We start from the raw sequence: 15,278 nt of genomic DNA on the forward strand, positions 1-15,278 counted from the left end.
CCTCAAATACCTCCGCCGGAGGCACCCCAACCTGACCTCCGGCGGACCAGACAAAAAGGATACGCAACCATGGCCAAGGCCTTCGCATCCCAAGGCGACATGAGCGAAAAGAAAATCTCCTTCACCGAGGTGGGCGAGGGACTTTATGCCTTCACCGCCGAGGGCGACCCGAATTCAGGTGTGATCATCGGCGATGACTCGGTGATGATCGTCGAGGCGCAGGCAACCCCGCGTCTGGCCAACAAGGTGATCGAATGTGTGCGCTCCGTGACCGACAAACCGATCAGCCATGTGGTGCTCACCCACTACCACGCGGTGCGTGTGCTCGGGGCCTCGGCCTTTGGGGCCCAGAACATCATCATGTCCGACACGGCACGCGCCATGGTCGTCGAGCGCGGCCAGGAAGACTGGGACAGCGAATTCCAGCGATTCCCGCGCCTGTTCGAGGGTCATGAAAGCATCCCCGGCCTCACATGGCCGACGACCACGTTTTCGGACAGCATGACCGTCTACCTCGGCAACCGCCGTGTCGACATCAAGCATCTGGGCCGCGCCCATACCGCTGGCGACGCCGTGATCCATGTGCCGGATCAGAACGTCATGTTCACCGGCGACATCGTTGAATATCACTCCGCCTGCTACTGCGGCGACGGGCATTTTGGCGACTGGGGCAAGACGCTCGACAACATCAAAGCCTATGACGTGGACGCCATCGCCCCCGGTCGTGGTGACGCGCTGGTCGGCAAGGACATGGTCAACGCCGCCATTGAAAACACCCGCGACTTTGTGGAAAGCACCTATCGCCCCGCAGCCAAGGTTGCCGCGCGTGGCGGATCGCTCAAGGAAGCATGGGACGCGGTGCGCGACGCCTGTGACCCCAAGTTCAAGGACTACGCGATCTACGAACACTGCCTGCCGTTCAACGTCGCCCGCGCCTATGACGAGGCCCGTGGCATCGACACCCCCCGCATCTGGACCGCCCAGCGCGATCTGGAGATGTGGGAGGCGCTGCAGTCCTGATATCAGTCTCTAACCCATGGGTTAGAGACACATCACAGCCATTGGCGGCCTTGACCGCCCCTGCACCGGTCCCCCACCGAGGGACCGGCCCAGTACCCGCTTGCCCGGAGGGAGGAGACCGGATGAACAAGATATTTGAGGTGCCGCTTTATCCATATGCGCGCCATGCGGATCAGGACGCGCAGCCACCGGCTCGGCACAAGGTGGTCGTGGTGGGCGCGGGCCCAGTGGGCCTTGCCGCCGCCATCGACCTTGCCCAATCGGGAGTCCCCGTGGTGGTGCTTGATGACAATGACAAGGTGAGCTTTGGCTCGCGGGCGATCTGTTTTGCCAAGCGCACGCTCGAGATCGCAGACCGGCTTGGGGTTGGTCATGCCATGGCGGACAAGGGCGAAGAATGGAACGTCGGCAAGGTGTTTTTTGGCGACCGCAAGGTCTATGACTTCAACCTCCTGCCCGAAGACGGTCACCAGTTCCCGGCCTTTGTGAATCTGCAACAATACTACATCGAGGAATATCTGGTGGACCGCGTCCGCGCGCTGCGGGACGAGGGCGCGCCGATTGAAATCCGGGGCAAGAACCGGGTCACGCATGTCGAGGACCTCGGCGGCCATGTGGCGCTCACCGTGGACACGCCCGACGGCGCCTACCAGCTTGAGACCGGGTGGCTGATCGCCTGTGATGGCGCAGGCTCGCCCCTGCGGGCGCAGATGGGGCTCGACTTTGTGGGCCGCGTCTTTGAGGACAACTTTCTCATTGCCGATGTGGTGATGGAGGCCGATTTCCCGACCGAACGCTGGTTCTGGTTTGATCCGCCCTTCAACAAGGGCCAGTCGGCGCTGTTGCACAAACAGCCCGATGGCGTCTGGCGCATCGACCTGCAACTGGGCTGGGACATCGACAAGGAGGAAGAGAAACGCCCCGAGAACGTGATCCCGCGTTTGAAGGCCATGCTGGGCGAGGACGTCCAGTTCGAGCTGGAATGGGTGTCGATCTACACCTTTCAGTGCCGCCGGATGGAAAAGTTCCGCCACGGCCGGGTGATCTTTGCCGGCGATAGCGCGCATCAGGTCTCGCCCTTTGGCGCGCGCGGGGCCAACTCCGGCCTGCAGGACACCGACAACCTGATATGGAAACTGAAACTGGTGCTCGATGGCGTGGCCGATGAGAGCCTCCTTGAGAGCTACAACGCCGAGCGGATTGCGGCAGCGGATGAGAATATTCTGAACTCCTCGCGCTCCACCGATTTCATCACGCCAAAGTCCGACATGTCGCGCATCTTCCGCGATGCGGTTCTGGATCTTTCAGAACATCACAGCTTTGCGCGGCCCCTGGTCAACTCGGGTCGGCTGTCGCTGCCCTCAGTCTATGATGGCTCGCGGCTCAATTCCGCCGACCGCCTGCCCGGTGCCCCCACCCGCACGCGTCCCGGCGCGCCCTGCCCGGATGTGCCGCTGGAGGGGGGCTACCTGCTGCCGCAGTTGGCGTCTGGCTTTACCCTGCTCGCCATCAATGCAGAGGTGCCCGACGGGTTTGAGGAAGCCGGGGTCTTTGTCCCGGCCCTGCGCCTGAACGGCGAGGCCTCCGCGCCCCTCGCAGAGCGGTATCTGGGAGAGGCCAGTTCAGCCGTCTACCTCATCCGCCCTGACCAACATGTCGCAACCCGGATGGACCATTTTGACCCGGCCCATTTCCACGCCGCCCTGCGCCGCGCCATTGGCAAGGAGTGATTTGCATGTCCGACGATCTGACCCTGACCCCGAACCTCGCACAGCCCGATGATGCCTATGCCCTCTTGCTCTCTGCCCACGAGGGTCTGAGCAAGGCGCAAAGCGATGCGCTCAACGCTCGGCTGATCCTGCTCCTTGCCAACCACATCGGCGACGCCGAGGTGCTGAAACAGGCTCTAACTCAGGCCAAACAGGGTCTCACCGATGGCTGACGTGGTGCTCTATGACTACTGGCGTTCCTCCGCGAGCTACCGGTTGCGGATCGCGCTGAACCTCGCAGGGATCGCCTATGAGAGCCGCTCGGTCGATCTGGTGGCGGGCGCGCAGCGCAGCCCCGAGCATCTGGCGCGCAACCCACAGGGTTTTGTGCCGGTGCTGGAGATCGACGGGGAACGGTTCACGCAATCGCTGGCCTGTCTCACCTATCTCGACAGCACGCGCGGCCTTGGCCTCTTGCCCCAAGAGCCCGTCGCACGCGCCCATGTCGAGGCGTTGGCGCAGAGTATCGCGGTGGATCTGCATCCGGTGTGCAACCTCTCTGTGGCGCGGTTTGGTGTCACCAGCAGCGGCGGCAGCTTGCAGATGGGCGACTGGATGCGGCAGTTCATCGGACCGGGGCTAGAGGCGTTTGACAGGCTGCTTGCACGCTGGCCCGAACCGGGGGAGGGATCCTTTTGCACCGGCGCGCGTCCGGGGCTTGCGGACATCTGCCTGATGCCGCAGCTCTATAATGCGCGCCGCTGGGAGGTGGACCTGAACCCATTCCCGCGCCTCCAGCGGATCGAGGCCAGCTGCGCCGCGCATCCCGCCTTTGCGGCGGCACATCCGGATCACCACCAGCCGGCCCAGTGATTGTGCACCCCTGCTCGCGCGACCCTGATCGCAGGCGAATGATGGGCCGGAACCACAGGAGCGCCACCCGGCGCTCTTTTGTGGTGTTTTGGGCAAAGCGGTGGCATGCTCGGCCTTCGTTTGAAGACGGGACCCCATGTCAAAGACCGCGCCCTCGCCCCCAGCCCCAGCCTCTGCCCCCGGCTCCGATCCCGGTTCTGATCCCGGCCCTGCCCACGTCCGGCCCCCCGGACGGGATGCAACACAAGGCCCGCGCCTGTTGTTCTTTTCCGGTGGCACGGCCCTCAACGAGATCTCGCGCAGGCTCAAGGCCTACACGCAGAACTCGGTGCATCTGATTACACCCTTCGACAGCGGTGGCTCATCGCAGGTGCTGCGCAAAGCCTTTGGCATGCCCGCGGTCGGCGACCTGCGCAGTCGACTTATGGCGCTGGCGGATGAAACCGATAGAGGCCAGCCAGAGATCCTGCGCCTGTTCACCCATCGCTTTGCAAAACACGCGTCAGAGCGGAATGTGACACAGGACGCTGCCCGGCTCTTTGAGGGCACGCATCCGCTTTTGCAGGGGATTCCAACGCCGGTACGACAGCAAATCCGCGAAGACCTGCGCCAGTTTCAGGACGCCGCCCCGGCGGATCTGGACTATCGCAACGCCAGCATCGGCAACCTGATCCTCGCGGGGGGCTATCTGCGTCACGGCCGCCAGCTTGAGCCGGTGCTTGCCCAGATGTCGCGGATGGTGGCGGTGCGCGGCACCGTGCGCCCGATTGCGGATGTGAACCTGGAGATCGGTGCAGAGCTTCGGGACGGGCGGCGCGTCATCGGTCAGCGCCGGATGACGGGCAAGGAGCACGCACCGCTCACCAGCCCTATCGCGCGCCTCTTTCTGTCAGATGGCACCCGCGAACTGCCTGCGGATGCGGTGCCCCTCCCGCAAAGCAACCAAGACCTCATCGCCGGGGCGGACCTGATCTGCTACCCGCCCGGCAGTCTCTATTCGAGCGTGATCTGCAATCTCCTGCCCAAAGGTGTGGGCCAGGCCATTGCCGCGCGCAACGTGCCAAAGGTCTATGTCCCAAGCCTCGGCACAGATCCGGAATGTCTGGCGATGACGCTCTCGGATCAGATCTCTGCCTTACTGGCACCGCTGCGCCGGGACGCTGGTGATGTGGCCACCTCAGCCTTTCTCAGCCATGTGATCTGTGACCTCAGCGTGTCAGAGGCGGCACGCGCAGAGGTCCTGCGCGATCACGGCATCCCCTGCATCGCGCGGCCTTTGGCGGTCTCTTCGGGCAAGTCGCCCTGCTATGCGCCGGATGCCCTCTGCAGACAGCTACTGGCACTGGCCTGAGCCCACAATGCGCTCGGGCCAGTCCGCGCAGGCCAATGTAGGCGGGCCAAGGCTTTCAGGCCAGAAAGTATCCGGTCAATTGCCAAAGATGTCCTGCAACACGCCATTCAAGGTGCGCTCAAGCTCCCGGCCAAAGCCGCCCCCATTGCGCCGCTGCGGCTGAGGCTCGGGCACCACGATCGGCTCGGGCGCTGCCATTGGCAGGGGCTGGGGGGCCAACCCATCGTGGACCCGCACCATCGTCTCGCGCCAGATCTCTGCGGGCAAACCGCCGCCGGTGACACCGGTGAGCGGCGTGTTGTCATCATAGCCCATCCAGACCCCGGCGACGTAATCGGCGGTAAAGCCAATAAACCATGCATCCTTGGCCGAAGAGGTGGTGCCGGATTTCCCTGCCGCCTGCCAGCCGGGGATCTGCGCGCGTTGCCCGGTGCCCTCGGCGATGACTTTTTCCATCATCCAGATCAGCTCCTGCGCCGCGACGGGGCGGATCACCCGCTCCCCCATGCCGCCGGACGCGCCCATCAATGGCTCTGAATCGCCGACCAGCGTCAGCGCCTCCACCCCGTAGGGTGTCACGGAGGAGCCACCGTTCAGGATGCCCGCATAGGCGCCGGTCATTTCCAGGAGCGTGCTTTCAGAGACGCCCAGCGCCAGCGAGGGCCCATCGGCAAGATCGCTTTCGATGCCGAATTCGCCTGCCACCAGACGCACCTTGTCGCGGCCCACCGCCTCGGAGACTTTGACCGCGGGCACATTGAGCGAGTCCCGAAGCGCGCGCGCCAATGTCACCTCGCCATAGAACTTGCGAGTGTAGTTCTGTGGGCACCACGGGCCGGAGCCGGGAATATCGAGACAATATTCCGCATCCAGCACCCGGTCATAGGGCGAATAGCCAAGCTCCAGCGCGGCGGCATAGACAAAGGGTTTGAACGCCGAACCGGTCTGGCGCTTGGCCTGCGTGGCGCGGTTGAACACACCCGAGGCACGCACCTTGCGCCCGCCCACCATGGCCCGCACCGCGCCATCGGCGCTCATCACGACCACAGCGGTCTGCGCCTTGGAGCCTGCACGCACCTTGTTTTCAAACACATAGTTCACCGCATCCTCGGCGGCCTGTTGCAGCCGTTGATCAAGCGTGGTGCGGATCACCACATCTTCGGTGGTCTGATCGCCCAGAAAGGACGGCACCGTGTCCATGATCCAATCGGCAAAATAGCCCCCCGCGCGCGCTGCCGCCGCCTCGCTCAGCTCCGCGGGATTGGCGGCGGCCATCTGGCGTTCCTTGGGGCTGAGGTAGCCCTGTTCTTCCATCAGCCGCAGCACAGTGGCCGCGCGATTGCGTGAGCGTTCGATATTGTTGGTGGGCGCCAGCGTCGACGGCGCGGTCAAGAGCCCCGCCAGCATCGCCGCCTCCGGCGGGTTCACCTGATTTGCGGATTTGCCGAAATAGCGCTGCGCAGCGGCCTCCACCCCATGTGCCCCACCGCCCATATAGGCGCGGTTCATATAGATGGAGAGGATCTCGTTCTTGGTGTATTTCACCTCCATCGCGAGGGCAAAGATCGCTTCCTTCCCCTTGCGCCAGAGCGACGACTGGCGGCAGTCGCTCTCATAGGCGGCTTCGCTCTCCCAGATGTCGGGATCATATTCCACCCCAAGGCACATCAGCTTGGCGGTCTGCTGGGTGATCGTAGAGCCCCCATGCCCCGACAGCGGGCCACGCCCTTCGCTGAGGTTGATGCGCACCGCGCTGGCGATGCCGCGCGGCGAAATCCCGAAATGGCGGTAAAACCGTTTGTCCTCGGTGGCGACGATCGCGTTCTTCAGATGCGGCGAGACGGTATCCGCCGTAACCACGCCGCCAAACTGATCGCCGCGCCATGCAAATGTCTTGCCGTTGCGATCGAGCAGCGTCACCGAGCCCTGATGCCGCCCATCCAGCAGCGCCTGATACTCGGGCAGCTTGGTGTAGTGAAAGGCGACCGCCCCGGCCAGAAAGAGACCGCCGACAACCCCCATGCGCCAGCTCACCGCCCAGATCACCCGTGCCACGATCTGAAAAGGCAGCAACAGCCAGCCCAGGAGTCCACGTCTGCGCTGCGGGCGCGCGGTCTTGCGCCGTCCAAACAGGCTCCAGCCGCGTTTGGCCTTTTGTGGGGCGCGCTTCCTTGGCGCTTTTTTGGCCGGTTTACGCTGATTGCCGCCCAAATTGCGTTTCTCTGCAACCAGCGGGCCACGCCCGCGTCCAGTGCCGCGCCCAGAATTGCGCCCCTGAGTCATACTGAAAATCCTGTTCTGACTGCTCGTCTTTTAGGTCTCGGCGGGCTTACGCCTTCCTTGTTTTGCACAGAATAGCCCCTACGGCCCCTGATGTAGAGAGGCGGTTTTCCGCCAAATACGATCTAATTTGCGCCTAAATAACAAGCAAAGCCCCTTTTTTCAGCGAAATTATTCAGCCGCAGCCCAGAAAACAGGCGTCTTTACCCTGCTGCCGCGTTCCCACGACTCGGGAGGAGCGATCTTCTGCACCTGCAAACATCGGGCGCATGGCCCGGGAAAGGGTGACGAGATGAAATTGATCATAGCAGCCATCAAACCCTTCAAGCTCGAAGAGGTGCGTGAAGCACTGACCAAGCTTGGGGTGTCCGGTTTGATGGTAACCGAAATCAAAGGCTTTGGCGCGCAAGCCGGTCACACCGAAATCTACCGTGGAGCCGAGTACGAAGTGAACTTCGTTCCCAAGGTGAAACTGGAAATCGTCGTGCCGTCCGACCTCGCTGACCAGGTCGTCGAGACCATTACCCAGGCATCCCGCACCGGCAAAATCGGAGATGGCAAGATCTTCGTGCTGGATGTGGCGCAGGCCGTGCGCGTGCGCACCGGGGAAACCAATCAAGACGCGCTCTAACGCGCCTTTCGCAAAGGAAAGCCAAAGAAATGAAGAAACTGACAGTGACACTCGCCGCCACGGCGCTGGCGACCCTGCCGGGTCTGGCCTTCGCGCAGGAAGCCGCGGCCGAGACACCAGACATCAACCCTTATATCTTCACCACGCTCCTGTTCCTGATCGGCGGTTTCCTGGTGTTCTGGATGGCCGCAGGCTTTGCCATGCTCGAAGCAGGGCTCGTGCGCTCCAAGAACGTGACCATGCAGCTCACCAAGAACGTGGCGCTCTTCTCGATCGCCGCGATCATGTACTGGCTCGTGGGCTTCAACCTGATGTATCCGGGTGATGGCTGGATCATCCCGGGCGTGATGGGGCCGCTCTTTGCCACCACCTCGCTGGAGCCTGTGGGCCTCGGTGCCGACGCCGCAGCGCTGGATTATGCTTCCGTGGGTTCGGACTTTTTCTTCCAGCTGATGTTCTGCGCCACCACCGCCTCCATCGTATCCGGCACGCTGGCCGAGCGCATCAAGCTGTGGCCCTTCCTGATCTTCGTCGCGATCCTGACCGGCGTGATCTACCCGATCGAGGCCTCCTGGGTCTGGGGTGAGGGCTTCCTCGATGGGCTAGGATTCTCTGACTTTGCGGGCTCCACCCTGGTGCATGCTGCTGGTGGCTTTGCGGCCCTCGCCGGTGCCCTGATCCTCGGTCCGCGGATCGGCAAATACAAAGATGGCCGCACCATTCCGATGCCCGGCTCCAACCTCGCACTGGCCACTCTGGGTACCTTCATCCTGTGGCTCGGCTGGTTTGGCTTCAACGGTGGTTCGCAGCTGGCGATGGGCACCGTGGGCGATGTGACCGACGTGTCGCGCATCTTTGCCAACACCAACATGGCTGCCGCAGCCGGTGCTGTGACCGCGCTGATCCTGACCCAGCTTCTCTTCAAGAAGCCCGACCTCACCATGATCCTCAACGGCGCACTGGCCGGTCTGGTCTCCATCACCGCAGGTCCGCTTGACCCGACCCTCTTTGGAGCGCTCCTGATCGGTGCCGTGGGTGGCGTGATCGTTGTCTTCACCGTGCCGATGCTCGACAAGATGAAGATCGACGACGTTGTGGGTGCGATCCCGGTTCACCTGCTGGCCGGTCTCTGGGGGACGTTTGCGGTTCCCTTCTACACCGAAGGCACCTCCTTCATCACTCAGATCGTCGGCTTTGCCACCATCGGTATCTTCACCTTCGTGGTCTCCGGTGTGGTCTGGATGATCCTGAAGGCCACCATGGGCATCCGCGTCTCCGAGGAGGACGAGATCAACGGTCTCGACATGGCGGAGCTCGGCATGGAAGCCTACCCGGAGTTCAAAGGCAGCTAAGCCTTCGCTCCATAGAACAAAAGAAAACGCGGCTCCTCGGGGCCGCGTTTTTTTATTCATTTATTCAGAATGTTAGCGCACCGGCTCGAAGGTCGCATTGGACAGGGTGCAATCGCGGATGACATCGCGCCCACAGGGCACTGGGTCCAAATCGCGCGACAGGCAAACCCGCGCTTCTTGAATAAACCCGTCACGACAGGTGATGGTCAGACTGTCCGCCGTGAGGCTTGGATTGGCCTTCAGAAAGGCCTCTTCGACCACCGATGCGGGCAGCCTCACCGCCTTGTCGAGCCGGCGAAACACCTCGGGTCGCGTGACCGTGTCATAAGCCTGCCGTGACAACGCGAAATAGTCCCGCGCCGAAAGCCCGCTGCAGGTGCCGTGTTTCTTCCACTGGTGCCACGCCAGCCCCGGAGAGCCCATGATGTCGCGCATCTCGCCGGTCTGTCGCCGGGTCGGCGGCGCCTCGGTGGTGCGGCAATAGCTTGGCCAGCCGCGATGAAACTGCGGCCAGAGCCCATGCAGGGTCCAGCCGTAATCATGCCGGTCGTCACATTGCTCAGAGCCCTTGGCATCGCCCTCGATCGCGCACCAGTTGGGCGACCAGCTCAGCGCCATCACATAGTAATCAAACGCCCCCGCGCGCTCACCCTCGGCCTGCGCCGCCCCCGCCACAAGCCCCGCAGCCGTCAAAACAGTGAAGAAAACTCCCCGCATTCGCCTCTTTCCTTATGGTTTCGAGCCGACTATATAGACGGGAAGTTCCCCGACAACGGAAACCCGCCCCGAAGCTCCGGGGAAGCCGATCTAAGGCGACGGGAGAGGTTTACCCGCAGGTTGTCCGGCTCAGGGTTGGGGACGGACGTGTTTCGAAGGAGTAAAGCACATGGCAAAACCGTTGATGGCCAAGGCGACCGCCGTGTGGCTGGTGGACAATACCACGATCAGCTTCAAGCAGATCGCTGATTTCGTTGGCATGCACGAGCTGGAAATTCAGGGCATCGCGGATGGCGATGTGGCCGCTGGCGTAAAGGGCTTTGACCCGATTGCAAACAACCAGCTGACCCAGGAAGAAATCACCACGGCGGAAAACAACCCGCTGCACAAGCTGAAGCTCAAGTTTAACGCCGCCGCCGCAGGCGAGGAAAAGCGCCGTGGCCCGCGCTACACCCCGCTGTCCAAGCGTCAGGATCGCCCGAACTCGATTCTCTGGCTGGTGAAATTCCACCCCGAGCTGGCCGATGCCCAAATCGCCAAGCTGGTGGGCACTACCAAACCGACCATTCAGTCGATCCGCGAGCGCACCCACTGGAACATCGCCAACATGGAGCCGATCGACCCGGTGGCGCTTGGCCTGTGTAAACAGTCCGAACTGGATGCAGCCGTGCAAAAGGCCGCCAAGAAGCGTGCCGCCGAAGGCGGCGTGATGAACGACGACGAGCGCCGCAAACTGGTCTCCACCGAGCAGTCGCTCGAGATGGACGCCGAGCCCAAGATCCCCTCCGCGATCGAAGGGCTGGAAACCTTCACGCTTGGCTCCTCTGACGAGGACGACAAGAAAGAAGACGAAATCGTCGACGCCGACAGCTTCTTCAACCTGCCCGCCAGCAGCGATGAGGACGAAGACGACGACAGCGACGATCCGCGCTACTGAGTGCGTGGCTGACAGGCCCACGCGCCTGCCGACGTCTGACAAAAACACCGCAGTCGCCCCGTGCGCTGCGGTGTTTTTTTTGCCTCTTGCCAATATCCGACAAAAATACTAGGGAAATGGCGCCCAGCCTCTCGCCCGGTCCAGATGCAAACGCGCCCGACACATCCCGAATGTGGTTTGAGGGGGCGCATAGGTAAAAGGCGCAGTATCAATGACCCTCCAGGTGACGCTCACTCCCGACTTGGTGCAGGCCCCTTTGGTGACCTTTGGCTTTGACCCGTTCGAGGCCCGGCTGGTGTCGATCATGCGCCACTTTGTTGCGGCCGCCAACGCGCCGGGCAGTCAGGCGTGGCACCGCGCCTTTGTCATTGCGGCAGAAAACTGGGGCGAAGCACATGGTCTGGCGGTTGCGCATACCTTGTGGCCCGTGGTGCGCGAGCTGCTTGAACTCAGAGAAGGCGATTTCACCTCCAACGACCCGCTCGATCTCGACACCCGCGACCTGCTCACCACCGATGAGGCGCAGTTTATCGCCATGCTGCACCACATGCGCCGCGACCATACCGCCAAGGCCCGCGATGCGGTCGAGGCGCTGACCCATGGGCAGATGAACCCCGACCTCATTCGCGCGGGCCTGTCCTTTGCTGACCGCTTCCCCTCGGGCGCGCGGCAACGCCTGCGCGGCACTCCGGCCCTGCGCGTCGTCGGCTAAGGGTGGAAAAACAGCAGTTTCGCTCTCCCAACAGGCGGTCTGCGCGGGAAACCATGGCAAGCGGCCTTGCACGACCGGGGCGCGGGTAGTAGGCATTTTGCCAACGCAAGTCCCGGGAGGCGTTGAGAATGGACGATCCAAAAACCCTGGTTTCCACCGACTGGCTGGCCGCGCATCTGAAAGATCCCGACCTCAGGATCCTTGATGCTTCTTGGTATCTGCCGCAGATGGAGCGCGACGCAAAGGCCGAGTATGACGCCGAGCACATCCCCGGCGCGCGCTTCTTTGACATCGACGAGATTTCCGATCACCGCTCCGACCTGCCGCATATGGCGCCGCCGGTCGAGAAATTCATGTCCCGCCTGCGCGCCATGGGCGTCGGCGACGGGCACCAGGTGGTGATCTATGATGGCGCGGGGCTGTTTTCCGCCGCCCGAGTCTGGTGGCTCTTCCGTCTGATGGGACAGGTCAATGTGGCCGTGCTCGACGGTGGCCTCCCGAAGTGGAAAGCCGAAGGCCGCCCGCTCGAGGATCTGCCGCCCGTGATCCGCGACCGTCACATGACCGTGCGGGTGCAAAACCACCTTGTGCGCGACGTGACCCAGGTGTCCTCTGCTGCCAAGCTCGGCGATCACGAGATCATCGACGCCCGCGCCGCCGAACGCTTTCGCGGTGAAGCGCCCGAACCCCGTCCGGGCATGCGCGCAGGTCACATCCCGGGCTCCAAGAACGTCCCCTTCACCACGCTTCTCAATGACGACGGCACGATGAAGGACGCAGAGACCCTGCGCAGCCTCTTTGAAGCCGCCGGTGTTGATCTCACAAAGCCTGCCATCACCTCTTGCGGATCGGGCGTCACCGCCGCCGTGCTCAGCCTCGCCATGGAGCGCATGGGCAAGCACGATCACGCGCTCTATGACGGCTCATGGAGCGAATGGGGCGCCTTCCCCACTCTTCCCGTTGCAACCGGAGACAACTGAGACATGTTCGAGAACCTCAAACCCCAGCCTGCCGACAAGATTCTGGCGCTGATGCAGATGTACCGCGAAGATCCGCGGGACCAGAAGGTCGATCTGGGTGTAGGTGTCTACAAGAACGCCGAGGGTGTGACCCCGGTGATGCGCGCCGTGAAGGCCGCAGAACAGCGCATCATCGACGAGCAGACCACCAAGGCCTACACCGGCCTCGCGGGTGATCCCGCCTACGCCGACGCGATGATCGACCTCATCCTCGGTACCTCGGTCGAGCGCAGCAAGATCGCCGCCGTCGCGACCCCCGGTGGCACCGGTGCCGTGCGTCAGGCCTTTGAACTGATCAAGATGGCCAACCCCGAGGCACGCGTTTTTGTGTCCGACCCCACCTGGCCCAACCACGTGTCGATCCTGAAATACGTCGGCATCGAAACCGTGGTTTACCGCTACTTTGACACCGAGACCCGTGCCGTGAACTTCGACGGTATGATCGAAGACCTCAAAGGCGCCAAGACAGGCGACGTGGTTCTGCTGCACGGCTGCTGCCACAACCCGACCGGTGCCAACCTCAACATCAGCCAGTGGCAAGCCGTGGTCGAGCTGCTCAACGAACGCGGCCTGATCCCGATGATCGACATCGCCTATCAGGGCTTTGGCGACGGTCTCGAAGAAGACGCCGCCGGCGTGCGCCTTGTGGCCTCCTCGGTGCCAGAATGCCTGATCGCGGCGAGCTGCTCCAAGAACTTTGGCATCTACCGCGAGCGCACCGGCCTTCTGATGGCGATCAGCCAGAAGGGCGACGAAGCCGGTCTCAACCAAAAGACCCTCGCCTATCTGAACCGCCAGAACTACTCCTTCCCTCCTGATCACGGCGCACGCGTTGTGACCACGATCCTGAACGATCCCGAGCTGCGCGCGGATTGGCAGAAAGAGCTGGAAGAAACCCGCCTGGGCATGCTCGCCCTGCGCCAGCAGCTCGCGGATGAGCTGCAGCGCCTCTCCGGGTCGGATCGCTTTGGCTTTATTGCAGAGCACCGCGGCATGTTCTCCCTGCTCGGCACCACGCCCGAACTCGTCGAGAAAATGCGTGTAGACGCAGGGATTTACATGGTCGGGGACAGCCGTCTCAATATTGCGGGGCTCAACGCCCAGACCGTGCCGATCCTTGCCAAGGCGATCATCGACGCCGGCGTCTGATCCCGCGCTGAGATTTTAAAAAAACGCGCTCCCTCGGGGGTGCGTTTTTTAGTTTTTGGGGGGGCAGGCGTCGCGCTGTTGGGGGCAGGCCTCGCCCGGACTCAGGCGTCAGCAGCGCGCAGGATCGCGCGCGCCACATCAGGCTCTGCTGCAAGCGCGGGCGCAACCAGCGCCTCAGCCTCTGCCATCAGCTCTTCGGGCGCCACGATCCGGTCGATCAGCCCAAAGCCATAGGCCTCCTCGGCGGTGATCTTCTGGCCCGCCGCAAGGATCAGCTTGGTGCGCGCAGGCCCTACAAGCGCCCGCATCCGCTTCGCATCCGAGGGCTGCGGCAAATAGCCAAGCTGCATCACCGGATAGAACACCTTGGCCGTGGGCACCGCGATGCGCAGATCACAGGCCAGCGCCATGCCATTGGCCCCGCCCGCCAGCGTTCCGTTGAGGGCCGCAACCTTGAGACAGGGGAGCGCCGCAAGCGCGCCCGAGAGCTCTTCCCACAAAGGCGAGGTCGCAAGCCCCGCCTTTGCCGCGTCCAGATCCGCGCCTGCGCTGAACACCTTGCCGGTGCCGGTCAGGATCAGCGCGCGGGCCTCTGTTGCGGTGCGCAGGATCTCGATCATCTGCGCCAGCATCTCGGGCGTCAGCGCATTGGCCTTCTCGGGCCGGTTGAGCCGCAAGGTCAGCAGCCCGCGCGAATCCTGATGATGGTCGATCATATGAGACCAACCCGTTTGCGGATGCCTTCATCGCGCAGCGCGATCTCGGTGCCCACAAATTCATCCGCATCCGCGCTCAGCATCCACATCAGCGTGCGCGCGGGCCATTCGGCGGGAATGTGATCTTCCCAGGCCAGCTGGCTCACCGGGTTGATGCCGCTGGCCTTGATCTCACGCTGCATCTGCGTGGCCACCGTACCGGGCGAGAGCCCCATCACGCGGATGCCATTCTCGCCTTCTTCAAGGTGCAGCGCCTCGGTGAGCATGGCCGCCCCGGCCTTGGAGGTGCAATAGGCGCTCCAGCCCTCGAGCGGACGTTGCGAGGCCCCCGACCCGATGGTCAGCACCGCACCACCGCCTGCCGCTTTGAGATGCGGCAGACCAGCACGCATCATGTTGAAAACGCCGGTGATATTCACATTGATGAGCTGCGCCCAACCGGCAGGGTCCGCCTCTTCGAGCCGCGCGATGGGGTCGATCATGCCAGCGTTGCAAATCAGTACATCGAGACTGCCGAAATGATCGCGCGCCCGCGCAAACGTCGCCTCCACGGCGGCGTAATCCGCCACGTCGCAGGCCAGCGCCAGCGCTTTCTCGCCGATCTCCTGCGCCAGCGCCTCCAGCGCGTCCGCACTGCGTGCAAGCAAGACGACATTGGCGCCCTCTGCGGCAAATTCCTTTGCTGCACTGGCCCCGATCCCGCGGCTTGCACCGGAAATGACGATCGTTTTATTCGCGAATTTCATAAATTGTCTCCCAGTGGATGAGTTCTTATGTGTTAATCTGGCTTGGGGGGAACGGTCCAGACATTC

Annotated in this window: 15 protein-coding genes; 11 read left to right on the top strand and 4 right to left on the bottom strand. The window is 63.0% G+C overall.

Going from position 1 to position 15,278, the window contains the following annotated elements:
- Window positions 1-69 precede the first annotated feature (69 nt).
- The 5 genes from TM1040_RS17545 to TM1040_RS17565 all read left to right on the top strand — a co-directional run bounded on the left by TM1040_RS17545 (window position 70) and on the right by TM1040_RS17565 (window position 4,953).
- Complete coding sequence (locus TM1040_RS17545; RefSeq protein WP_011539937.1) at window positions 70-1,020, top strand: MBL fold metallo-hydrolase; 951 nt, start codon at window positions 70-72, stop codon at window positions 1,018-1,020.
- A gap of 122 nt (window positions 1,021-1,142) precedes the next feature.
- On the top strand, window positions 1,143-2,750 hold the full coding sequence (locus TM1040_RS17550) for an FAD-dependent oxidoreductase (RefSeq protein ID WP_011539938.1): 1,608 nt from the start codon (window positions 1,143-1,145) through the stop codon (window positions 2,748-2,750).
- Between the two features lie 5 nt (window positions 2,751-2,755).
- A complete protein-coding gene (locus TM1040_RS17555) occupies window positions 2,756-2,962 on the top strand; it encodes a DUF2783 domain-containing protein (protein WP_011539939.1) in 207 nt (68 codons plus the stop codon).
- Window positions 2,955-3,602 carry a maleylacetoacetate isomerase gene (maiA, locus tag TM1040_RS17560; protein WP_011539940.1) on the top strand — a complete coding sequence of 216 codons (648 nt, stop codon included), beginning with the start codon at window positions 2,955-2,957 and terminating at the stop codon, window positions 3,600-3,602. The genes TM1040_RS17555 and maiA overlap by 8 nt, the downstream gene beginning before the upstream one ends.
- A gap of 136 nt (window positions 3,603-3,738) precedes the next feature.
- On the top strand, window positions 3,739-4,953 hold the full coding sequence (locus TM1040_RS17565) for a GAK system CofD-like protein (RefSeq protein ID WP_011539941.1): 1,215 nt from the start codon (window positions 3,739-3,741) through the stop codon (window positions 4,951-4,953).
- A 75-nt stretch (window positions 4,954-5,028) separates the two neighbouring features.
- Here the strand turns inward: TM1040_RS17565 and TM1040_RS17570 are convergent, their stop codons facing one another.
- Complete coding sequence (locus tag TM1040_RS17570) at window positions 5,029-7,236, bottom strand: transglycosylase domain-containing protein (protein WP_011539942.1); 2,208 nt, start codon at window positions 7,234-7,236, stop codon at window positions 5,029-5,031.
- 289 nt (window positions 7,237-7,525) lie between these two features.
- Between TM1040_RS17570 and TM1040_RS17575 the strand changes: the two genes are divergently transcribed.
- On the top strand, window positions 7,526-7,864 hold the full coding sequence (locus tag TM1040_RS17575) for a P-II family nitrogen regulator (protein WP_011539943.1): 339 nt from the start codon (window positions 7,526-7,528) through the stop codon (window positions 7,862-7,864).
- Window positions 7,865-7,893: 29 nt separating this feature from the next.
- The gene (locus TM1040_RS17580; protein ID WP_011539944.1) at window positions 7,894-9,216 is read left to right on the top strand and encodes an ammonium transporter; all 1,323 of its coding nucleotides are present in this window, start codon (window positions 7,894-7,896) and stop codon (window positions 9,214-9,216) included.
- 72 nt (window positions 9,217-9,288) lie between these two features.
- Here the strand turns inward: TM1040_RS17580 and TM1040_RS17585 are convergent, their stop codons facing one another.
- Window positions 9,289-9,933: a ribonuclease T2 family protein gene (locus TM1040_RS17585; protein WP_011539945.1), complete on the bottom strand. Its 645-nt coding sequence runs from the start codon at window positions 9,931-9,933 to the stop codon at window positions 9,289-9,291.
- 169 nt (window positions 9,934-10,102) lie between these two features.
- Between TM1040_RS17585 and TM1040_RS17590 the strand changes: the two genes are divergently transcribed.
- The 4 genes from TM1040_RS17590 to TM1040_RS17605 all read left to right on the top strand — a co-directional run bounded on the left by TM1040_RS17590 (window position 10,103) and on the right by TM1040_RS17605 (window position 13,750).
- Entirely contained in the window at window positions 10,103-10,870 is a 768-nt protein-coding gene (locus TM1040_RS17590; protein ID WP_011539946.1) for a DUF1013 domain-containing protein, read from the top strand.
- 211 nt (window positions 10,871-11,081) lie between these two features.
- On the top strand, window positions 11,082-11,582 hold the full coding sequence (locus TM1040_RS17595; RefSeq protein WP_011539947.1) for a hypothetical protein: 501 nt from the start codon (window positions 11,082-11,084) through the stop codon (window positions 11,580-11,582).
- A 128-nt stretch (window positions 11,583-11,710) separates the two neighbouring features.
- A complete protein-coding gene (sseA, locus tag TM1040_RS17600) occupies window positions 11,711-12,562 on the top strand; it encodes a 3-mercaptopyruvate sulfurtransferase (RefSeq protein WP_011539948.1) in 852 nt (283 codons plus the stop codon).
- A gap of 3 nt (window positions 12,563-12,565) precedes the next feature.
- Complete coding sequence (locus tag TM1040_RS17605; RefSeq protein ID WP_011539949.1) at window positions 12,566-13,750, top strand: aromatic amino acid transaminase; 1,185 nt, start codon at window positions 12,566-12,568, stop codon at window positions 13,748-13,750.
- 101 nt (window positions 13,751-13,851) lie between these two features.
- Here the strand turns inward: TM1040_RS17605 and TM1040_RS17610 are convergent, their stop codons facing one another.
- Both TM1040_RS17610 and TM1040_RS17615 read right to left on the bottom strand, forming a co-directional pair.
- Window positions 13,852-14,466, bottom strand: coding sequence for an enoyl-CoA hydratase/isomerase family protein (locus tag TM1040_RS17610; RefSeq protein WP_011539950.1), 615 nt, complete (start codon window positions 14,464-14,466; stop codon window positions 13,852-13,854).
- Complete coding sequence (locus TM1040_RS17615; RefSeq protein ID WP_011539951.1) at window positions 14,463-15,212, bottom strand: SDR family oxidoreductase; 750 nt, start codon at window positions 15,210-15,212, stop codon at window positions 14,463-14,465. The genes TM1040_RS17610 and TM1040_RS17615 overlap by 4 nt, the downstream gene beginning before the upstream one ends.
- Between the last annotated feature and the right edge of the window lie 66 nt (window positions 15,213-15,278).

Source organism: Ruegeria sp. TM1040 (genome assembly GCF_000014065.1).
In the GTDB taxonomy this organism is placed as follows: domain Bacteria; phylum Pseudomonadota; class Alphaproteobacteria; order Rhodobacterales; family Rhodobacteraceae; genus Epibacterium.